This is a genomic window from Citrobacter sp. Cpo040, assembly GCF_030332915.1.
In the GTDB taxonomy this organism is placed as follows: domain Bacteria; phylum Pseudomonadota; class Gammaproteobacteria; order Enterobacterales; family Enterobacteriaceae; genus Citrobacter; species Citrobacter portucalensis.
The window spans coordinates 974,417-994,565 of record NZ_JAOWGX010000034.1 but is presented as its reverse complement, the minus strand read 5'-3'; the positions used below and the strand labels follow the sequence as shown (position 1 = coordinate 994,565).

19 protein-coding genes are annotated in these 20,149 nt (G+C 52.4%); 12 read left to right on the top strand and 7 right to left on the bottom strand.

Annotation, left to right across the window (positions count from 1 at the left end):
• The first annotated feature begins 30 nt into the window (after positions 1-30).
• Together ruvA and ruvB are read left to right on the top strand one after the other, a co-directional pair.
• Positions 31-642 (top strand): Holliday junction branch migration protein RuvA, encoded by a 612-nt coding sequence (gene ruvA, locus OGX86_RS09535; protein ID WP_128317045.1) that lies wholly within the window; start codon positions 31-33, stop codon positions 640-642.
• Between the two features lie 8 nt (positions 643-650).
• Positions 651-1,661: a Holliday junction branch migration DNA helicase RuvB gene (gene ruvB, locus OGX86_RS09530; protein WP_003034872.1), complete on the top strand. Its 1,011-nt coding sequence runs from the start codon at positions 651-653 to the stop codon at positions 1,659-1,661.
• 78 nt (positions 1,662-1,739) lie between these two features.
• Here the strand turns inward: ruvB and znuB are convergent, their stop codons facing one another.
• Positions 1,740-2,525, bottom strand: a complete 786-nt coding sequence (gene znuB, locus OGX86_RS09525; protein ID WP_003034874.1) for a zinc ABC transporter permease subunit ZnuB — start codon at positions 2,523-2,525, stop codon at positions 1,740-1,742.
• Positions 2,522-3,277 carry a zinc ABC transporter ATP-binding protein ZnuC gene (gene znuC, locus OGX86_RS09520; RefSeq protein ID WP_003833829.1) on the bottom strand — a complete coding sequence of 252 codons (756 nt, stop codon included), beginning with the start codon at positions 3,275-3,277 and terminating at the stop codon, positions 2,522-2,524. Before znuC ends, znuB begins: the two co-directional genes overlap by 4 nt.
• 78 nt (positions 3,278-3,355) lie before the next feature.
• On the opposite strand from znuC, the gene znuA reads away from it, so the two are divergent.
• The 3 genes from znuA (at position 3,356) to lpxM (ending at position 6,726) form a co-directional block, all read left to right on the top strand.
• Entirely contained in the window at positions 3,356-4,300 is a 945-nt protein-coding gene (znuA, locus tag OGX86_RS09515; RefSeq protein WP_048225779.1) for a zinc ABC transporter substrate-binding protein ZnuA, read from the top strand.
• Between the two features lie 15 nt (positions 4,301-4,315).
• On the top strand, positions 4,316-5,635 hold the full coding sequence (gene mepM, locus OGX86_RS09510) for a murein DD-endopeptidase MepM (protein WP_003833825.1): 1,320 nt from the start codon (positions 4,316-4,318) through the stop codon (positions 5,633-5,635).
• 119 nt (positions 5,636-5,754) lie between these two features.
• The gene (lpxM, locus tag OGX86_RS09505) at positions 5,755-6,726 is read left to right on the top strand and encodes a lauroyl-Kdo(2)-lipid IV(A) myristoyltransferase (protein ID WP_048216176.1); all 972 of its coding nucleotides are present in this window, start codon (positions 5,755-5,757) and stop codon (positions 6,724-6,726) included.
• Between the two features lie 46 nt (positions 6,727-6,772).
• On the opposite strand, the gene pyk is transcribed toward lpxM, so the two are convergent.
• Positions 6,773-8,215, bottom strand: a complete 1,443-nt coding sequence (gene pyk, locus OGX86_RS09500; RefSeq protein ID WP_003034890.1) for a pyruvate kinase — start codon at positions 8,213-8,215, stop codon at positions 6,773-6,775.
• A 119-nt stretch (positions 8,216-8,334) separates the two neighbouring features.
• A complete protein-coding gene (locus OGX86_RS09495) occupies positions 8,335-9,204 on the bottom strand; it encodes a MurR/RpiR family transcriptional regulator (protein ID WP_003034893.1) in 870 nt (289 codons plus the stop codon).
• Positions 9,205-9,568: 364 nt separating this feature from the next.
• Here OGX86_RS09495 and zwf point away from each other — a divergent pair, with 364 nt between their 5' ends.
• From zwf to kdgA, 3 genes are all read left to right on the top strand, one after another.
• A complete protein-coding gene (zwf, locus tag OGX86_RS09490; RefSeq protein ID WP_048216177.1) occupies positions 9,569-11,044 on the top strand; it encodes a glucose-6-phosphate dehydrogenase in 1,476 nt (491 codons plus the stop codon).
• 233 nt (positions 11,045-11,277) lie between these two features.
• Positions 11,278-13,089: a phosphogluconate dehydratase gene (gene edd, locus OGX86_RS09485; protein ID WP_008785050.1), complete on the top strand. Its 1,812-nt coding sequence runs from the start codon at positions 11,278-11,280 to the stop codon at positions 13,087-13,089.
• 34 nt (positions 13,090-13,123) lie between these two features.
• Positions 13,124-13,765 (top strand): bifunctional 4-hydroxy-2-oxoglutarate aldolase/2-dehydro-3-deoxy-phosphogluconate aldolase, encoded by a 642-nt coding sequence (gene kdgA, locus OGX86_RS09480; RefSeq protein WP_003034901.1) that lies wholly within the window; start codon positions 13,124-13,126, stop codon positions 13,763-13,765.
• 67 nt (positions 13,766-13,832) lie between these two features.
• Here kdgA and purT read toward each other — a convergent pair whose 3' ends face one another.
• A complete protein-coding gene (gene purT / locus OGX86_RS09475) occupies positions 13,833-15,011 on the bottom strand; it encodes a formate-dependent phosphoribosylglycinamide formyltransferase (protein WP_286639893.1) in 1,179 nt (392 codons plus the stop codon).
• A gap of 132 nt (positions 15,012-15,143) precedes the next feature.
• On the opposite strand from purT, the gene yebG reads away from it, so the two are divergent.
• From yebG to ptrB, 4 genes are all read left to right on the top strand, one after another.
• Positions 15,144-15,434, top strand: coding sequence for a DNA damage-inducible protein YebG (gene yebG / locus OGX86_RS09470; RefSeq protein ID WP_032943780.1), 291 nt, complete (start codon positions 15,144-15,146; stop codon positions 15,432-15,434).
• 121 nt (positions 15,435-15,555) lie between these two features.
• On the top strand, positions 15,556-15,909 hold the full coding sequence (yebF, locus tag OGX86_RS09465) for a protein YebF (protein WP_286639891.1): 354 nt from the start codon (positions 15,556-15,558) through the stop codon (positions 15,907-15,909).
• A gap of 94 nt (positions 15,910-16,003) precedes the next feature.
• Entirely contained in the window at positions 16,004-16,663 is a 660-nt protein-coding gene (locus tag OGX86_RS09460) for a tellurite resistance TerB family protein (RefSeq protein ID WP_048235202.1), read from the top strand.
• Positions 16,664-16,749: 86 nt separating this feature from the next.
• Positions 16,750-18,804, top strand: coding sequence for an oligopeptidase B (gene ptrB / locus OGX86_RS09455; protein ID WP_286639889.1), 2,055 nt, complete (start codon positions 16,750-16,752; stop codon positions 18,802-18,804).
• Here ptrB and exoX read toward each other — a convergent pair.
• The gene (gene exoX, locus OGX86_RS09450; RefSeq protein WP_003833802.1) at positions 18,795-19,457 is read right to left on the bottom strand and encodes an exodeoxyribonuclease X; all 663 of its coding nucleotides are present in this window, start codon (positions 19,455-19,457) and stop codon (positions 18,795-18,797) included. The genes ptrB and exoX overlap by 10 nt on opposite strands.
• 23 nt (positions 19,458-19,480) lie before the next feature.
• Positions 19,481-20,137, bottom strand: coding sequence for a carbon-nitrogen hydrolase family protein (locus tag OGX86_RS09445; protein WP_008785043.1), 657 nt, complete (start codon positions 20,135-20,137; stop codon positions 19,481-19,483).
• Positions 20,138-20,149: the final 12 nt, after the last annotated feature.

The following is a 20,149-nucleotide window of genomic DNA, read 5'->3' as shown; positions in this document are numbered from 1 at the left end:
ACCTTTTAGCCCTTAACGCAGGAGCGTCACGTGATAGGCAGACTCAGAGGCATCATTATTGAAAAACAACCCCCGCTGGTCCTTCTGGAAACGGGCGGGGTAGGCTATGAAGTGCATATGCCGATGACCTGTTTCTACGAGTTGCCTGAAGCCGGGCAAGAAGCGATTATTTTCACCCATTTTGTGGTGCGAGAAGATGCTCAGCTATTGTATGGCTTTAACAACAAGCAAGAGCGCACGCTGTTTAAAGAGTTAATCAAAACCAATGGCGTGGGGCCGAAGCTGGCGCTGGCGATCCTCTCCGGTATGTCTGCTCAGCAGTTCGTTAATGCCGTGGAGCGCGAAGAGCTGGGCGCGCTGGTGAAATTACCGGGTATTGGTAAGAAAACCGCAGAACGCCTGATTGTAGAAATGAAAGACCGCTTTAAAGGTTTGCATGGTGATCTCTTTACACCAGCGGCGGATCTGGTCCTGACTTCTCCGGCTAGCCCGACAACGGACGACGCCGAGCAGGAAGCGATTGCTGCGCTGGTGGCGTTGGGCTATAAACCACAGGAAGCCAGCCGCATGGTGAGCAAAATTGCCCGCCCTGATGCCAGCAGTGAAACCCTGATTCGTGAAGCGCTTCGCGCGGCATTGTGAGGTAAAGGATGATTGAAGCAGATCGCCTGATTTCGGCTGTCAGCACTACCCCTGAAGATCTGGTGGATCGTGCGATTCGCCCAAAATTGCTGGAAGAGTACATTGGCCAGCCTCAGGTCCGTTCGCAAATGGAGATTTTTATCCAGGCGGCGAAGCTGCGCGGTGACGCTCTCGATCACCTGCTGATTTTCGGTCCTCCTGGTCTTGGTAAAACTACGCTTGCCAATATTGTCGCCAATGAAATGGGCGTTAATCTGCGCACCACGTCCGGTCCGGTTCTGGAAAAAGCGGGTGACCTGGCGGCAATGCTTACCAACCTTGAACCCCACGATGTGCTGTTTATCGATGAAATACATCGTCTGTCACCCGTGGTGGAAGAGGTGTTGTATCCGGCAATGGAAGATTATCAGCTGGATATCATGATTGGTGAAGGACCGGCTGCCCGTTCGATTAAGATCGATCTGCCGCCGTTCACGCTAATCGGGGCGACGACGCGCGCCGGGTCGTTAACCTCTCCGCTGCGTGACCGTTTTGGTATTGTGCAGCGCCTGGAATTCTATCAGGTGGCTGACCTGCAGCACATTGTAGGACGCAGTGCGCGTTTTATGGGTCTGGAAATGAGCGATGAAGGTGCGCTGGAAGTGGCACGCCGCGCTCGCGGTACACCGCGTATCGCCAACCGCTTATTACGCCGGGTACGCGATTTCGCCGAAGTGAAGCATGACGGCACAATTTCAGCAGATATTGCCGCCCAGGCGCTGGATATGCTCAATGTGGATGCGGAAGGATTCGATTATATGGACCGTAAGCTGCTGCTGGCGGTTATCGATAAATTCTTTGGCGGACCGGTAGGACTGGATAACTTGGCAGCGGCGATTGGGGAAGAGCGTGAAACCATTGAGGACGTGCTGGAGCCGTATCTGATTCAGCAAGGTTTTCTACAACGTACGCCGCGTGGACGTATGGCAACCGTGCGCGCCTGGAACCATTTTGGCATTACACCGCCACAGATGCCTTAATGCCTGATGTCGCGACGCTCATCAGGCCTGGGCGATTTTGTGGGCCCGGTAAGCGCAGCGCCACCGGGCAACGCATGCTTAGCTCGCTTGCTTTTTCATCATGCTGAAAATAAACAGCAGCGCGGCGCACAGCACCACGGAAGGACCTGCCGGGGTGTCATAGAAGGCCGAGAAGGTCAGCCCGCCTGTAACCGCTATCATTCCCACTCCAACGGCAACCCCTGCCATCTGCTCCGGCGTACGGGCAAAGCGACGGGCGGTCGCCGCAGGGATGATAAGCAGTGAGGTGATAATCAGCGCCCCGACAAACTTCATCGCCACGCCAATCGTTAACGCCGTAACCAGCATCAGCAGCAGCTTCACGCGTTGCAGTTTCACGCCATCGACAAATGCCAGATCCGGACTGATGGTCATCGACAGCAGGTTACGCCACTGCCAGAACAGAATCGCCAGAACAATAACCACGCCGATGGCGATGGAGATAAGATCTTCTGGCGTCACGGCGAGCAAATCACCAAACAGGTAAGCCATCAGATCTACACGGATGTTGGACATCAGGCTGACAACAACCAGCCCCAATGACAATGCGCTGTGCGCCATAATACCCAGCAAGGTATCGATCGCAAGGTGAGGGCGCTTCTCCAGCCATACCAGACCGCCAGCCAGCAACAGGGTGACGGCGATAACCGCATAGAAAGGGTTTACATCCAGCAGCAGGCCAAAGGCGACTCCCAGCAGCGAAGCGTGGGCCAGCGTATCACCGAAATAAGACATTCGACGCCAGACGACGAACGAGCCGAGTGGGCCAGCGGCACAGGCCAGCATGATCCCAGCTAACCAGCCGGGTAATAACAATTCAATCATGAGTGACCATTTCCCCGGCGTAAGACGATACGACCCTGTAAATCGTGGCGGTGATTGTGATTATGACGGTAAATTCCGAGTTGTTCGGCGCCGCGTTGCCCGAACATTGAGATGAATTCCGGGTGCATAGAAACCACTTCAGGCGCACCGGAACAGCAAATATGATGGTTCAGGCACAGTACCTCATCGGTTTTGGCCATCACCAGATGCAGGTCATGGGAAACCATCAGTACGGCGCAATCCAGTTCACGTCGCAACTGGTCGATAAGGTCGTACAGTGCGACCTGCCCATTGACATCCACGCCCTGGGTTGGTTCATCAAGCACCAGTAGCTGAGGTTTATTCAATAAAGCACGGGCCAACAGGACGCGTTGCGTTTCCCCGCCAGAGAGCTTTTGCATCGGCGCATCCATCAGATGCCCGGCCTGAACGCGCTTCAGTGCCGGAAGGATATCCTCTTTTTTGGTGCCGGGACGTAAGCGCATAAACCGACTTACCGTCAGTGGCAGCGTAGTATCGAGGTACAGTTTTTGCGGTACATAGCCAATCCGCAATTGACCATTACGCTTGATTACTCCCTCATCAGCCGCTACCAGCCCTAATACAACGCGCACCAGCGTAGACTTCCCGGCACCATTTGGGCCGAGAAGCGTTAAAATTTTACCGGGTCGAAGTTCAAGCGATACGTCAGACAGGACGCGGCGTTGACCATAAGAGACCGAGACATTTTCCAGTGAAACCAAAGTCGTCATATCAATTTTAGTCTTGCAGAAGTTATAGAATGTTATAATATCACATTTCTTACATTCATTACGATGATTGGTCGCATTATGTTACATAAAAATACGCTTCTTTTCGCAGCATTATCCGCTGCTCTTTGGGGTAGTGCAACACAGGCAGCAAATGCCGCTGTGGTGGCCTCACTCAAGCCGCTGGGGTTTATTGCTTCAGCCATTGCAGACGGGGTAACAGACACTGAGGTTCTCCTGCCTGACGGGGCTTCCGAACATGACTATTCACTGCGTCCATCAGACGTAAAACGCTTACAGGGCGCGGACTTAGTTGTTTGGATTGGACCTGAGATGGAAGCGTTTATGGAAAAGTCAGTCAAGAATATTCCTAACGCGAAACAGGTAACGATTGCGCAGCTCAATGACGTGAAACCGTTACTCATGAAAGGTGCCGATGACGACGATGACGATCATGGACACAATGATGCTGGCGGTGAAAAAAGTGACGAGCATCACCATCATGGCGATTACAACATGCATCTTTGGCTTTCCCCAGAGATAGCGCGGGCCTCAGCGGTTGCAATCCATGAAAAATTAGTGGAACTTATGCCGCAAAGTCGAGCCAAACTTGACGCCAACCTGAAGGATTTTGAGGCACAATTAGCCGCAACCGATAAGCAGGTAGGTAACGAGCTCGCACCGCTCAAGGGAAAAGGTTATTTCGTTTTTCATGACGCCTATGGCTACTACGAAAAACACTACGGACTAACACCGCTTGGTCACTTTACCGTGAACCCTGAGATTCAACCTGGTGCGCAGCGTTTACATGAAATAAGAACACAGTTGGTTGAGCAAAAAGCAACCTGCGTTTTTGCTGAGCCACAGTTCAGGCCAGCGGTCGTTGAAGCCGTCGCGAGAGGGACATCCGTTCGAATGGGAACGTTGGATCCGCTCGGAACGAATATCAAACTGGGTAAAACAAGCTATTCAGCGTTTTTGAACCAATTAGCCAACCAGTATGCGAGCTGCCTGAAAGGAGATTAATGAGGAAGTGAATACGTGCAACAGATAGCCCGCTCTGTCGCTCTGGCATTTAATAATCTGCCGCGACCCCATCGCGTTATGCTGGGGTCGCTTACCGTACTGACATTGGCCGTCGCCGTCTGGCGGCCTTATGTTTACCATCCCGATTCAGCACCCATCGTTAAAACTATCGAGCTGGAAAAAAGCGAAATTCGTTCACTGTTGCCTGAGGCCAGTGAACCTATCGATCAGGCCGCGCAGGAAGACGAAGCCATTCCGCAGGATGAACTGGATGACAAAACGTCTGGTGAAGCCGGCGTGCATGAGTATGTCGTCTCCACAGGCGATACGCTGAGCAGTATTCTGAATCAGTACGGCATCGATATGGGCGACATCAGTCAGCTCGCTGCTTCCGATAAAGAACTGCGCAATCTGAAAATTGGTCAGCAGTTATCCTGGACCTTAAGCGCGGAAGGTGACCTGCAGCGTCTGACCTGGGAAGTGTCCCGCCGTGAAACCCGCACTTACGATCGCACTGCGACAGGTTTCAAAATGAGCAGCGAAATGCAGCAGGGCGATTGGGTTAACAGCCGTATCAAAGGCACGGTGGGCGGAAGCTTCGTCGCCAGCGCCAAAGAGGCCGGACTGACCAGCTCTGAAATCAGCGCGGTGATTAAGGCCATGCAGTGGCAGATGGATTTCCGCAAACTGAAAAAAGGCGATGAGTTCTCAGTGCTGATGTCTCGCGAAATGCTGGACGGTAAGCGCGAGCAAAGCCAGCTGCTGGGCGTGCGTTTACGTTCTGAAGGCAAAGACTATTACGCCATCCGTGCTGAAGACGGTAAGTTCTATGACCGTAACGGTACCGGGCTGGCGAAAGGCTTCATGCGTTTCCCGACGGCGAAACAGTTCCGCATCTCCTCGAACTTTAACCCGCGTCGCCTGAATCCGGTGACTGGACGCGTAGCGCCACACAAAGGTGTCGACTTTGCGATGCCGCAGGGGACGCCGGTACTGTCGGTAGGCGATGGTGAAGTGGTTGTAGCGAAGCGTAGCGGCGCTGCCGGATACTATGTTGCAGTACGTCATGGTCGCACTTACACCACCCGTTATATGCACCTACGTAAGCTGTTGGTGAAACCAGGTCAAAAAGTGAAACGTGGCGATCGTATCGCGCTGTCAGGTAACACGGGGCGTTCAACTGGTCCGCATCTGCACTACGAAGTGTGGATCAACCAGCAGGCCGTGAACCCTCTGACGGCTAAACTGCCGCGTACAGAAGGTCTGACCGGCTCGGATCGCACCGATTATCTGGCGCAGGTGAAAGAAGTTATGCCTCAGCTACGTTTTGATTAATTAGCACACTGATAAAGCCGGTACGCGATGCGTGCCGGCTTTTTTATTTTGTACGGCGCACGGTGCGCCGCTACACTATCAGCAGATTTACTTTTCGCGGCACCAGACACTGGAAGAGCATGGAAACGAAAAAAAAGAATATTGAGTATATCCCTGAGTTTCATAAATCATTTCGCCATCCGCGCTACTGGGGCGCCTGGCTGGGTGTAGCGGCGATAGCTGGGATTGCGTTAACGCCAGCGTCATTTCGCGATCCTATTCTGGCAAAGCTCGGACGGATGGTTGGACGCTTGGGAAAAAGCTCACGTCGCAGAGCGCTGATCAATTTATCCCTTTGTTTTCCTGAACGCAGCGAAGCTGAGCGCGAAGCCATTGTCGATGAGATGTTCGCGACCGCCCCTCAGGCGATGGTCATGATGGCGGAACTCGCCCTGCGCGGGCCGGAGAAAATTCAGAATCGGGTTGACTGGCAGGGCCTTGAAATCATCGAAGAGATGCGCCGCAACGATGAAAAAGTGATTTTTCTCGTTCCTCATGGCTGGGGCGTAGATATCCCGGCGATGCTGATGGCTTCCCAGGGACAGAAAATGGCAGCAATGTTCCACAATCAGGGAAACCCGGTATTTGATTACGTCTGGAACACGGTACGCCGTCGTTTCGGAGGTCGATTACATGCGCGTAATGATGGCATCAAACCGTTTATTCAGTCTGTACGTCAGGGATATTGGGGATACTACCTCCCGGATCAGGACCACGGGCCTGAGCACAGCGAGTTTGTCGATTTTTTTGCTACCTATAAAGCAACGTTACCGGCAATTGGTCGCTTGATGAAGGTCTGCCACGCGCGTGTAGTGCCGCTGTTTCCGGTGTATGACGGTAAAACTCACCGCCTGACGATTAAGGTCCGTCCTCCGATGGATGACATCCTGACAGCGGATGACCACACCATTGCCAGACGAATGAACGAAGAGGTGGAGATTTTTGTCACGCCTCATGTCGAACAATACACCTGGATACTGAAACTGCTTAAGACGCGTAAACCCGGCGAGATTGAGCCCTATAAGCGCAAAGATCTCTATCCGAAGAAATAAAAAAAAGCCTCTCAAACGAGAGGCTTTTTTACATCAAACTCTGGTGTTACTCGACGGTCAGGATACGCGTGGTGTTAGTTGAGCCAATGGTGCTCATCACATCGCCCTGTGTCACGATCACCAGATCGCCGGAAACCAGATAGCCTTTATCGCGCAGCAGGTTCACTGCTTCATTGGCGGCAACGACGCCATCTGTTTCGCTGTCAAAGTGAACCGGGGTGACACCGCGATACAGAGAGGTCAGATTCAACGTACGTTCATGACGAGACATCGCGAAAATTGGCAGACCGGAACTGATACGAGAAGTCATCAGCGCAGTACGACCAGACTCCGTCATAGCGATGATAGCGGTGACCCCTTTCAGGTGGTTAGCAGCGTACATCGCTGACATCGCAATCGCTTCTTCAACGTTATCAAACTGCACGTCAAGGCGGTGTTTAGAGACGTTGATGCTTGGGATCTTCTCTGCACCCAGGCAAACGCGCGCCATTGCCGCGACGGTTTCCGCCGGGTACTGACCTGCTGCTGTTTCGGCAGAGAGCATTACGGCATCGGTGCCGTCGAGGACGGCGTTAGCCACGTCCATCACTTCCGCCCGAGTCGGCATTGGGTTGGTGATCATCGACTCCATCATCTGTGTGGCGGTGATGACCGCACGGTTCAGCTGACGCGCACGGCGAATCAACGCTTTCTGAATACCTACCAGCTCAGGGTCACCGATTTCAACACCCAGGTCGCCACGGGCTACCATCACTACGTCAGAAGCCAGGATGATGTCATCCATCGCATTCTGGTCGCAGACGGCTTCTGCACGTTCTACCTTGGCGACAATTTTCGCATCGCAACCGGCGTCGCGCGCCAGACGGCGGGCATAGTTTAGATCTTCGCCGCAGCGCGGGAAGGAGACAGCCAAATAGTCAACGCTGATTTGCGCAGCGGTAATGATGTCGGCTTTGTCTTTTTCGGTCAGGGCTTCAGCAGAGAGACCGCCGCCCAGTTTGTTGATGCCCTTGTTATTGGACAGCGGGCCACCGACAGTGACTTCGGTGAAGACTTTCATGCCCTGAACTTCCAGCACTTTAAGCTGTACGCGACCGTCGTCGAGCAGCAGGATGTCGCCAGGCACGACGTCTGCAGGCAGTCCCTTATAATCAATGCCGACTTTTTCTTTGTCGCCTTCGCCTTTACCGAGGTTGGCGTCTAACAGGAACTTGTCGCCAACATTAAGAAAAACTTTACCTTCTTTAAAGGTAGATACGCGGATTTTAGGTCCCTGCAGGTCACCCAAAATAGCTACATGACGTCCCAGTTTTGCGGCAATTTCACGGACCTTATCCGCCCGCAGTTTGTGATCTTCTGGAGAGCCGTGGGAAAAGTTCATACGTACGACGTTCGCACCCGCGGCGATAATCTTCTCAAGGTTGTTATCGCGGTCAGTTGCCGGGCCTAACGTGGTAACGATTTTGGTTCTGCGAAGCCTTCTGGACATGTAATACTCCGTTGACTGAAACAACTAGGTGTTGCGTGAACATTAATCCGGCCGTTCTCAAACATTAACGGTAAAATGAACGACCCGGATGATAAAAGGGTAGAACATTGTTATTGCTTTTAGCGGTCATCACTCTTGATGAGTAATTCTTTATCAAAACGCGATTCCTTGAGCGCTTCCTTGACACGCTTCAAGTTATCTCTAAATTTTGCCCCTCGGCGCAAAGTAAATCCTGTAGCCAGCACATCTATCACGGTCAGTTGAGCAAGTCGAGAGACCATGGGCATATAAATGTCAGTATCTTCCGGTACATCGAGGGTAATAGCCAGCGTGGCTTCACGCGCCAGTGGCGTGCCGGGAGAGGTGAGGGCGATAACCATAGCGTCGTTTTCCCTTGCTAACTGCGCCAGTTCAACCAGACTTTTGGTTCTTCCGGTATGAGAAATAAGCACAATGACGTCGTCGTCGCTACAATTCATACAACTCATCCGTTGCAGGACAATGTCGTCGGAATAGATTACCGGTACGTTAAAGCGGAAAAATTTGTTCATCGCGTCGTGTGCGACCGCGGCGGAAGAACCTAAACCAAAGAAGGCGATTTTCTTCGCCTGGGTTAACAAATCTACCGCCCGGTTTACCGCCGCGTTATCCAGCGACTGACGAACGTGGTCAAGGCTTGCCATCGCCGATTCGAAGATTTTCCCCGTATAAGATTCTACGCTGTCATCCTCATCCACATTGCGATTAACATAAGGGGTACCATTTGCCAGACTTTGTGCCAGATGCAGTTTAAAATCAGGGAAGCCGCGCGTATCCATGCTACGACAGAAACGGTTCACCGTCGGTTCGCTGACGTTGGCTTCTACAGCAAGCGCAGCGATGCTTGAGTGAATTGCCCGCTCGGGAGAGGCAAGAATAATGTCGGCGACTTTACGCTCTGACTTGCTCAAATGTTCCAGTTTTAACTGGATTTTTTCCAGCATATTCATGATGTAGGTAGACTCATGGGTCATGGGCAAAAACGATTTCAACGATAAGGAGAAATCGAGCGGTAACTCTGGTAGATAGTACCCCTGCTAGTGCAGCAGCGGGGCAAAATGGACAAAATAGTTGTTGTTTTTTTTCATTACATGATCGGAGTCGGATTTTCATACTTCTTCATGGGTACGAAAAAGACGACTTTTTTATCCATTTTGATGGGTTATACGCCAATAAAGCGGCTGTTCGCGGTAACAGCACGGCTGGATAAGCGTTTACGGTTTCCGGATTCACGTAAAAGCAGTACAGTGCACTGTAATAAAATTACAACCAGTGTCTGGCAAAAGCACCAGGCACTTAATTGAGGAGAATGACATGGCGGTAACGCAAACAGCCCAGGCATGTGATCTGGTCATTTTCGGCGCGAAGGGCGACCTGGCGCGACGGAAATTGCTGCCTTCCCTGTATCAACTGGAAAAGGCCGGCCAGATTAACCCGGATACCCGCATCATTGGGGTTGGGCGTGCCGACTGGGACAAAGCAGCCTATACCAAGGTTGTGCGCGAAGCGCTCGAAACCTTCATGAAAGAAAAAATTGATGAAAGGTTGTGGGAAACCCTCAGCGGTCGTCTTGAGTTTTGTAACCTGGACGTCAACGACACCGCCGCGTTTAAGCGTCTGGGCAAAATGCTGGATCAAAAATCGCGTACCACCATCAACTATTTCGCAATGCCGCCAAGCACCTTTGGCGCGATCTGCAAAGGTCTGGGTGAAGCAAAGCTGAATGCTAAGCCTGCCCGCGTGGTGATGGAAAAACCGCTGGGCACGTCACTGGCAACATCCCGTGAAATCAACGATCAGGTTGGCGAGTATTTCGAAGAGTGCCAGGTTTACCGCATCGACCACTATCTCGGCAAAGAGACGGTACTGAACCTGTTGGCACTGCGGTTTGCCAACTCCCTGTTTGTGAATAACTGGGATAACCGCACTATCGACCACGTAGAAATTACCGTGGCGGAAGAAGTGGGCATTGAAGGGCGCTGGGGCTACTTTGACCAGGCCGGTCAAATGCGCGACATGATCCAGAACCACCTGCTGCAGATCCTGTGCATGATCGCGATGTCTCCGCCGTCCGATCTGAGCGCAGACAGCATCCGTGATGAAAAAGTGAAAGTACTGAAATCACTGCGTCGTATCGATCGTTCGAACGTACGTGAAAAGACAGTTCGTGGTCAGTACACCGCCGGTTTTGCCCAGGGCAAAAAAGTTCCGGGATACCTGGAAGAAGAAGGCGCGAACAAGAGCAGCAACACGGAAACGTTTGTGGCGATCCGTGTGGATATCGATAACTGGCGCTGGGCGGGCGTACCGTTCTACCTGCGTACCGGTAAGCGTTTACCGACCAAGTGCTCTGAAGTGGTGGTTTACTTCAAAACGCCTGAGCTGAACCTGTTCAGAGAATCCTGGCAGGACCTGCCGCAGAACAAGCTGACTATCCGTTTGCAGCCTGATGAAGGTGTCGATATCCAGGTACTGAACAAAGTGCCGGGACTGGATCACAAGCATAACCTGCAAATTACCAAACTTGACCTGAGCTACTCCGAAACCTTCAACCAAACGCATCTGGCCGACGCTTATGAGCGCCTGCTGCTTGAAACGATGCGCGGCATTCAGGCGCTGTTTGTGCGTCGAGATGAAGTTGAAGAAGCATGGAAGTGGGTCGATTCCATTACCGAAGCCTGGGCAATGGACAACGATGCACCGAAGCCGTATCAGGCCGGGACCTGGGGACCAGTTGCCTCTGTGGCCATGATTACCCGTGATGGTCGTTCCTGGAACGAATTCGAGTAAAATATCATCTAGCCCATAGGTGTTATTTTACCGGTAACATGATCTAACACAGATTGTAGAATAATTTTTGCACTTTTAAGCTCCGCGTGGATTCACCCGCGGGGCTTTTTTTATTACACTGCCTGAAACGATTTTGCCCCTGAGCTACGGCTAACAAGCGATTCAGCTGTTTTTAACCCAACTGAAACACATTGTTGATCCAACGCTCTGACAGATAAATTTTAGGAGCCTCTATGAATCCGAATTTGTTACGCGTAACAAAACGTATTGTCGAACGTTCTCGCGACACGCGTTCCGCCTACCTTGCCCGTATTGAACAAGCGAAATCGACTACCGTTCATCGTTCACAGCTGGCGTGCGGTAACCTGGCGCATGGTTTTGCTGCCTGCCAGCCGGATGACAAGGCCTCGCTGAAAAGCATGCTGCGTAACAATATCGCGATCATTACCTCCTATAACGACATGCTTTCCGCACATCAGCCGTACGAACATTATCCGGACATCATTCGTAAAGCGCTGCATGAAGCCAATGCGGTAGGCCAGGTCGCTGGCGGTGTTCCTGCGATGTGCGACGGTGTGACCCAGGGACAGGATGGGATGGAGCTTTCGTTACTGAGTCGCGAAGTGATTGCGATGTCGGCTGCTGTCGGCCTCTCACACAATATGTTCGACGGCGCGTTATTCCTTGGCGTGTGCGACAAAATTGTCCCGGGTCTGGTGATGGCGGCACTGTCATTTGGTCATCTGCCTTCGATCTTTATTCCCTCCGGCCCGATGGCGAGTGGTCTGGCGAACAAAGAAAAAGTGCGTATCCGTCAGCTGTATGCTGAAGGCAAAGTCGATCGCATGGCGCTGCTTGAATCCGAAGCGGCGTCTTATCACGCACCGGGGACCTGTACGTTCTATGGCACGGCAAACACCAACCAGATGGTGGTGGAGTTTATGGGGATGCAACTGCCAGGGTCCTCATTCGTACACCCGGATGCCCCGCTGCGCGAAGCGTTGACCGCCGCGGCTGCTCGTCAGGTAACGCGTCTGACCGGCAACGGCAATGAATGGATGCCGATCGGTAAAATGATCGATGAAAAAGTAGTGGTGAACGGTATTGTCGCGCTGCTGGCGACCGGGGGGTCAACCAACCATACAATGCACCTGGTTGCGATGGCGCGTGCAGCCGGGATTCTGATTAACTGGGACGACTTCTCCGATCTGTCCGATATCGTGCCGTTGATGGCGCGTCTGTATCCGAATGGTCCGGCAGATATTAACCACTTCCAGGCAGCGGGTGGCGTGCCGGTGTTAATGCGCGAACTGCTGAACGCGGGTCTGCTGCATGAAGATGTGAACACCGTTGCCGGGTTTGGTTTATCGCGTTACACCATGGAACCCTGGCTCAACGATGGTGAGCTGGACTGGCGTGAAGGGGCGGCGAAGTCGCTGGACAGCAATGTGATTGCTACCATCGATCAGCCATTCTCCCACCACGGCGGTACCAAAGTGCTGAGCGGTAACCTCGGACGTGCTGTGATGAAAACGTCGGCGGTTCCGGTAGAAAATCAGGTAATTGAAGCGCCCGCGGTTGTTTTTGAAAGTCAGCATGATGTATTGCCGGCCTTCGATGCGGGACTGCTCGACCGTGATTGCGTAGTCGTTGTGCGCCATCAGGGACCAAAAGCAAACGGAATGCCAGAATTACATAAACTCATGCCGCCACTTGGTGTATTATTGGACCGTTGTTTCAAAATTGCGTTAGTTACCGATGGACGACTTTCAGGTGCTTCAGGTAAAGTGCCTTCAGCAATCCATGTAACCCCAGAAGCCTATGATGGCGGGCTACTGGCAAAAGTACGCGATGGCGACATCATTCGTGTGAATGGACAGACAGGTGAATTGACGCTGCTGGTTGATGAAGAGGAACTTGCTTCTCGTCAGCCTCACATTCCTGACCTCAGCGCATCGCGCGTGGGCACAGGCCGTGAAATGTTCAGCGCGTTGCGTGAAAAGCTGTCCGGTGCGGAACAGGGCGCAACCTGTATCACTTTTTAAGACTTATTTTGTAATCAGGCGAGAGAAAACTCTGATGAAAAACTGGAAGACAAGTGCAGAAGCAATCCTGACCACTGGCCCGGTTGTACCGGTTATCGTGGTTAATAAACTGGAACACGCAGTGCCGATGGCAAAAGCGCTGGTTGCAGGCGGCGTGCGCGTTCTGGAAGTGACCTTACGTACCGCATGTGCGATGGATGCCATTCGCGCGATCGCAAAAGAAGTTCCGGACGCTATCGTTGGTGCAGGTACTGTACTGAATCCGCAACAGCTGGCTGAAGTGACCGAAGCCGGTGCGCAGTTTGCTATCAGCCCGGGCCTGACCGAGCCGCTGCTGAAAGCCGCAACGGAAGGCACTATTCCGCTGATCCCTGGTATCAGCACCGTGTCTGAACTGATGCTGGGTATGGACTACGGTTTGAAAGAGTTCAAATTCTTCCCTGCTGAAGCAAATGGCGGTACCAAAGCGCTGCAGGCAATTGCGGGTCCGTTCTCTCAGGTGCGTTTCTGCCCAACCGGCGGTATCTCTCCGGCGAACTACCGTGACTACCTGGCACTGAAAAGCGTGCTGTGCATCGGTGGTTCCTGGCTGGTTCCGGCGGATGCGCTGGAAGCGGGTGATTACGATCGTATTACTAAGCTGGCTCGTGAAGCAGTAGAAGGCGCGAAGCAGTAAGCCGTTAATGCGTAAACCGTAGGTCGGATACGGCATCAATGCTTTATCCGGCCTACGGGTCTGGTTTTTATCCTGCAACTTTCACCTGTGCGGCTGCGTCTTTCGCGCGTATCACCGCATCTTCAATGTTCTGTGCTGTGGCCAGCACAACGCCCAGACGACGGCTTCCGTCGATTTCCGGCTTGCCAAAGAAACGCACTTGCATACCCGCACCTACAGCGGCTTGTACGTTATCAAATGTGATATTCTTGCTGGTAAGTTGCGGCAAAATAACGGCGGAAGCAGAAGGTCCATACTGGCGGATTTTGCCAACGGGCAGACCGAGAAATGCACGTACGTGCAGGGCAAACTCAGACAGATCCTGCGAAATTAAGGTCACCATACCCGTGTCGTGAGGGCGAGGGGAGACTTCGCTGAAAATCACCTCATCACCGCAGACAAACAGCTCCACGCCAAACAGTCCGTGACCGCCCAGCGCCAGTACCACCTTGCGGGCAATCTCTTGCGCGCGCGCCAGCGCGAGGTCACTCATCTGCTGCGGCTGCCAGGACTCGCGATAATCGCCATCTTCCTGGCGATGACCTACCGGCGCGCAGAAATGCACACCATCAACGGCGCTGACGGTTAGCAGGGTGATTTCAAAATCAAAATTCACTACGCCTTCGACGATAACGCGTCCGGCGCCTGCCCGACCTCCCTGTTGAGCATAGTTCCACGCCTCGGTGAGCTGATCGGCTGAACGGATAAAGCTCTGCCCCTTGCCGGAAGAACTCATTACCGGCTTCACAATGCAGGGATAGCCGATTTCGGCAACGGCCTCACGAAATCGTGTTTCGGTGTCTGCAAAACGGAAAGATGATGTGGGTAAAGACAATTCTTCGGCGGCGAGGCGACGGATTCCTTCCCGGTTCATGGTCAGTTGGGTCGCTCGTGCGCAAGGCACAACGTGTTGACCTTCCTGTTCCAGTTTGATCAGCATATCCGTGGCAATCGCCTCTATTTCCGGCACGATGTAATGTGGTTTTTCACGTTCGACAAGCTGGCGTAATGCCTCGCCATCCAGCATGTTAATTACGTAGGAGCGATGGGCAACGTGCATGGCTGGCGCGTCGGGGTAACGATCCACGGCAATGACTTCCACACCCAGGCGTTGGCATTCAATCGCCACTTCTTTACCCAGTTCACCTGAACCTAATAACATCACTCGCGTTGCTGCGGGACGCAGCGCTGTGCCTAATAACGTCATAAATTAATCCCCTGTTTTATCTGGGCGCAGTATATACGAAAACGTTTGCGTCTGTCTTTATTGCCAGGTTGATTTCAGGGCTTAAAAAGAATATACTGTACATAAATACAGGTAATTTAAGAGGCTGCAAAAATGGCGGTTGAAGTTAAATACGTAGTCATTCGGGAAGGTGAGGAAAAAATGTCGTTTACCAGCAAAAAGGAAGCCGATGCGTATGACAAAATGCTGGATACAGCAGATCTGCTCGACACATGGCTGGAGCAATCGCCGGTAGCGCTCGAAGACGAGCAGCGTGAAGCTCTTTCCCTGTGGCTGGCTGAGCAAAAAGATGTGCTGAGCGCCATTCTGAAAAACGGCAAGCTGCCTTCGCCACAGGCTGTCGAAAACGATGCACACACTGAGGATGATACTCAGGCTGCCTGAAACGACTTGCGCTCCTGACGTTTTGTACCATGCTTTTCCCTGAATCATTGTGCAATCTCTGACGTTATTTCACGTTGCCGCAGGCAACCTGAAGGACGAAGGGGAGATTAAGGAGAAAAGAATGTATAAAAAAAGAGCGTTATTGAGCCTGCTGTTATTGTCTGCCAGCGTATCGGTATTTGCGGCAAATATGGAAAGCAAGAATGTTCAGTTCCCCAAGTGCGAAGGACTGGATGCTGACGGTATTGCGGCAAGCGTGAAACGTGACTATCAGCAAAATCGCATCGCGCGCTGGGCTGACGATCAAAAACTCGTCGGGCAAGCCGACCCTGTCGCCTGGGTCAACACGCCCGATATTACGGGCAAAGACGGGAAATGGTCAGTTCCCCTGACAGTTCGCGGTAAAAGCGCGGATATTCACTATCAGGTAAAAGTCGACTGCAGAGCCGGAACGGCGGAGTATCAGCCGCAGTAACGCAGGTATTTGCACATCTTTTGATGACCTGAACACTTCCTGACATCCCCTCGGGTACGCTTTGATGATTATTCGTCTGTACTTGAGGGGCAAAATGGCTAATTGGCTGAATCAACTACAATCTCTTCTTGGGCAAAAAGGATCCTCCACGTCATCTTCTGGCGAGCAAGGGCTGAGTAAACTTCTGGTTCCAGGCGCGTTAGGCGGTCTGGCAGGATTACTGGTTGCCAACAAATCTTCACGTAAATTACTGAGTAAATACGGCACCAGCGCGCTTCTGGTGGGCGGCGGTGCGGTTGCTGGTACCGTGTTATGGAACAAATACAAAGATAAAGTTCGCGCTGCGCATCAGGATGAGCCGCAGTTCGGTGTACAAAGCTCACCGCTGGATGAGCGAACCGAGCGTCTGATCCTGGCGCTGGTTTTTGCGGCGAAAAGCGACGGTCATATTGATGCTAAAGAACGAGCGGCCATTGAGCAGCAGCTTCGTGAAGCGGGCGTGGAAGAGCAGGGCCGCGTTCTGATTGAACGAGCCATTGAACAACCGTTAGATCCCCAGCGCCTGGCGCAAGGGATCCGCAACGAAGAAGAAGCGCTAGAAATTTACTTCCTGAGCTGTGCGGCGATTGATATCGACCACTTTATGGAGCGTAGCTATCTCAATGCGCTGGGCGATGCGTTGAAGATCCCGCAGGATGTTCGTGAAGGCATTGAACAGGATCTCAAAGAACAAAAACAGGCTTTACCGGGTTAATTACTAACCGCTAAGGCGCATGTTTCGCTTGCATCATTGCTGTCTTTTGCCACCCTTATAGGATGTTTAAGCAAAAGAACAATGACATGCTACCAAAAGCTTCTCGTATTCCCCGCGCCATGACGCAGCATGGCGATACTCGTGTTGATAATTATTACTGGCTGCGAGATGACACCCGCTCGCAGCCAGAAGTGCTGGATTATCTGCAACAAGAAAATGCGTATGGCCGCCAGGTTATGGCCTCGCAGCAGGCTTTGCAGGATCGCGTCCTGAAAGAAATTATCGACCGTATCCCGCCTCAGGATGCTTCCGCCCCCTATGTGAAGAATGGTTATCGCTACCGGAATATTTATGAACCGGGGTGCGAATATGCTATTTATCAGCGTCAGTCTGCTTTCAATGAAGAGTGGGATGATTGGGATACTCTGTTGGATGGGAACCAGCGCGCGGCACACAGCGAGTTTTATACGCTGGGAGGACTGGCGATATCTCCGGATAACACCATCATGGCGCTGGCAGAAGATTATCTCTCTCGCCGGCAATATGGCGTGCGTTTTCGCAACCTGCAAAGCGGCAACTGGTATCCGGAAGTGCTGGAAAACGTCGAAGCGGATCTGGTCTGGGCGAATGATTCTCAGACTTTCTATTACGTGCGCAAGCACGAAACAACGTTATTGCCGTATCAGGTGTGGCGACATACGGTCGGCTCGCCATCGTCACTGGATGAGCTGGTGTATGAAGAAGCCGATGATATGTTTTATGTCAGCCTGCATAAAACCACCTCGCTACACTATGTGGTTATTCATATCGCCAGCGCGACCACCAGTGAGGTTTTACTGCTTGACGCAGAACTGGCGGATGCCGAACCGTTGGTCTTTTTAGCGCGACGCAAAGACCATGAATACAGTCTCGATCACTATCAACACAATTTTTATCTGCGCTCCAACCGTCAGGGGAAAAATTTCGGCCTGTATCGTACCCGTGTTCGTGATGAGCAAGCCTGGGAGACGCTGATCCCTGCGCGCGACAACGTGATGCTCGAGGGCTTTACGCTATTCACTGACTGGCTGGTGGTAGAAGAGCGTCAGCGCGGCTTAACCAGCCTACGACAGATTAATCGTAAAACGCGCGAAGTGGTCGGGATCGCCTTTGACGATCCGGCTTATGTGACCTGGCTTGCCTATAATCCAGAGCCGGAGACATCGCGCCTGCGCTATGGCTATTCCTCCATGACCACCCCGGACACGTTGTTTGAACTGGATATGGACACCGGGGAACGTCGTGTGCTTAAGCAGACGGAGGTCCCCGGATTTGATGCGGCGAATTACCGTAGCGAACACCTATGGATAACCGCGCGTGATGGCACCGAGGTTCCGGTTTCGCTGGTTTATCATCAAAAGTATTTCCTGAAAGGAAAAAATCCGTTACTGGTTTATGGCTATGGCTCATATGGCGCCAGCATGGACGCCGATTTCAGCAGCAGCCGTTTGAGCTTACTGGATCGCGGCTTTGTTTATGCTATTGCGCATGTGCGTGGTGGTGGTGAATTAGGACAACAGTGGTACGAGGACGGTAAGTTTCTGCACAAGAAAAATACTTTTAATGATTACCTCGACGTCTGTGATGCGTTGCTAAAAATGGGCTATGGCGCGCCTGAGTTATGTTATGGCATGGGCGGAAGCGCCGGAGGCATGTTAATGGGCGTCGCCATTAATGAGCGCCCGGAACGCTTCCATGGTGTTATTGCTCAGGTGCCGTTTGTCGATGTGGTAACCACAATGCTCGATGAATCAATTCCCCTGACGACCGGTGAGTTTGAAGAGTGGGGGAATCCGCAGGACGAAGAGTATTACACCTATATGAAAAGCTACAGCCCGTATGACAATGTAACCGCGCAGGCATACCCACATCTGCTGGTCACGACGGGATTACACGATTCCCAGGTGCAATACTGGGAGCCAGCAAAATGGGTGGCAAAACTGCGTGAGCTGAAAACGGATGATCGTTTGCTGCTACTTTGCACGGATATGGATTCCGGACACGGCGGTAAATCCGGGCGTTTTAAATCTTACGAAGGCGTGGCCCTTGAGTACGCTTTTTTGATTGGACTGGCGCAGGGAACACTGCCTGCTCAGGCGTGATCCAAATAGTGTTTTAGCGTTAATCGCAGTTCCGGGCTCATATTGTCAAGGTTATTAAATAACCAGCGCAGATAGCCCGGATCGCGCTCAGCCACTTCTGATACCGGTTTTCCGCGGTACTTACCAAAAGTGAAAGTAGTGAGTAACGCGGGACGGCCGGTAATATCGACCATTTGATCGGCTGTCCAGCCTGACGTCTGCATGATGTCGATCAGCAGTGCCGCAGTGATGTAGCAATCGTACAGGGCGCGGTGATGGTGGAGACCCGCTGGCGTCTGGACGCTCAGCTTGCGCGATTTATACAGCGCCATGTTGCTGTATTTGATCCCCGGCCACAACCGACGGGAGAGCTTCATGGTGCAAATCCATTCCCCGGGCATGTCGGGCAATACGCGGCGGTCAAAGCTGGCATTGTGCGCAACGTACCATTCGCTGCCGTAATACTGCGGGATGACGTCTTCAATCCATGGCTTATCGGCCACCATTGCTTCAGTAATGCGATGGATAGCCATCGCCTGTGGGCTGATGGGGCGGTCGGGGCGTACCAGGTGGCTCATGGGGTTGACTATTTTTCCATCAACCACGTCGACAGAAGCAATTTCAACAATGCCTCCCTGTAGACCACAGGTTTCTGTATCTATTATGCGCAACATGCCATGCTCCTGACCCAAAACGACTAGCGTAATGGAATGATATCACCTTGCCAACCCCGTGGCGTGCGTTGGCCGGTTAACAGTAACGAACCGCTGTCTGCGCGAACAATCAATCGACCTCGTTCATCCCATAACGCACTGCTACCCCGCGCATTGGCCATTAATACCGCGATGGCGAATTTATGTGAGAAACTTTGTAGGCGAGATGTAGAGGAGAGCAGTTCCGGTTCACTGACTGACTGGCAGCTGGTGAACAGCGAATAGGCCGGGTCGATATCAATGCCTTCCGGTTGGCTATCTACAACGCTGATGGCATTTCGCTGTCTGGCAATACAGGCCCCGTGGCTCTGATGGAAGGTTAGTGGCGAAGTCATCCAGGGAGAGAAAAGAGCAATGCCTTTCACGAACCGGTTGTTATGTTCTACCGGTAGTCCCGCAATTATCGTCATGCGATAAGTCGCGGCGGCATGTGCGAGAGGTTCTAACAGCGCTTCATCGGGTGGGGCAGGAAGCGCGTCATTCTCATCAACACAACCCAGCAATGAGAGGGAAGGGAAGACCAGCAATTCACATTGGCATTGAGCTGCTGCATGAATGAATTGCAGGTGATGCGCGACATGTTCGGTAACTGAGGTGTGAAGAGGTTCGTATTGTGCTGCTGCGATTTTCCAGTATGACATAATGATTTCCTT

What these genes read in the sequence shown, in the direction of transcription:
- ruvB (WP_003034872.1), top strand. Translation starts at nt 651, where the DNA reads ATGATTGAAGCAGATCGCCTGATTTCGGCTGTCAGCACTACCCCTGAA.
- znuB (WP_003034874.1), bottom strand. Translation starts at nt 2,525, where the DNA reads ATGATTGAATTGTTATTACCCGGCTGGTTAGCTGGGATCATGCTGGCC.
- znuC (WP_003833829.1), bottom strand. Translation starts at nt 3,277, where the DNA reads ATGACGACTTTGGTTTCACTGGAAAATGTCTCGGTCTCTTATGGTCAA.
- znuA (WP_048225779.1), top strand. Translation starts at nt 3,356, where the DNA reads ATGTTACATAAAAATACGCTTCTTTTCGCAGCATTATCCGCTGCTCTT.
- lpxM (WP_048216176.1), top strand. Translation starts at nt 5,755, where the DNA reads ATGGAAACGAAAAAAAAGAATATTGAGTATATCCCTGAGTTTCATAAA.
- pyk (WP_003034890.1), bottom strand. Translation starts at nt 8,215, where the DNA reads ATGTCCAGAAGGCTTCGCAGAACCAAAATCGTTACCACGTTAGGCCCG.
- OGX86_RS09495 (WP_003034893.1), bottom strand. Translation starts at nt 9,204, where the DNA reads ATGAATATGCTGGAAAAAATCCAGTTAAAACTGGAACATTTGAGCAAG.
- zwf (WP_048216177.1), top strand. Translation starts at nt 9,569, where the DNA reads ATGGCGGTAACGCAAACAGCCCAGGCATGTGATCTGGTCATTTTCGGC.
- edd (WP_008785050.1), top strand. Translation starts at nt 11,278, where the DNA reads ATGAATCCGAATTTGTTACGCGTAACAAAACGTATTGTCGAACGTTCT.
- kdgA (WP_003034901.1), top strand. Translation starts at nt 13,124, where the DNA reads ATGAAAAACTGGAAGACAAGTGCAGAAGCAATCCTGACCACTGGCCCG.
- purT (WP_286639893.1), bottom strand. Translation starts at nt 15,011, where the DNA reads ATGACGTTATTAGGCACAGCGCTGCGTCCCGCAGCAACGCGAGTGATG.
- yebG (WP_032943780.1), top strand. Translation starts at nt 15,144, where the DNA reads ATGGCGGTTGAAGTTAAATACGTAGTCATTCGGGAAGGTGAGGAAAAA.
- yebF (WP_286639891.1), top strand. Translation starts at nt 15,556, where the DNA reads ATGTATAAAAAAAGAGCGTTATTGAGCCTGCTGTTATTGTCTGCCAGC.
- OGX86_RS09460 (WP_048235202.1), top strand. Translation starts at nt 16,004, where the DNA reads ATGGCTAATTGGCTGAATCAACTACAATCTCTTCTTGGGCAAAAAGGA.
- ptrB (WP_286639889.1), top strand. Translation starts at nt 16,750, where the DNA reads ATGCTACCAAAAGCTTCTCGTATTCCCCGCGCCATGACGCAGCATGGC.
- exoX (WP_003833802.1), bottom strand. Translation starts at nt 19,457, where the DNA reads ATGTTGCGCATAATAGATACAGAAACCTGTGGTCTACAGGGAGGCATT.
- OGX86_RS09445 (WP_008785043.1), bottom strand. Translation starts at nt 20,137, where the DNA reads ATGTCATACTGGAAAATCGCAGCAGCACAATACGAACCTCTTCACACC.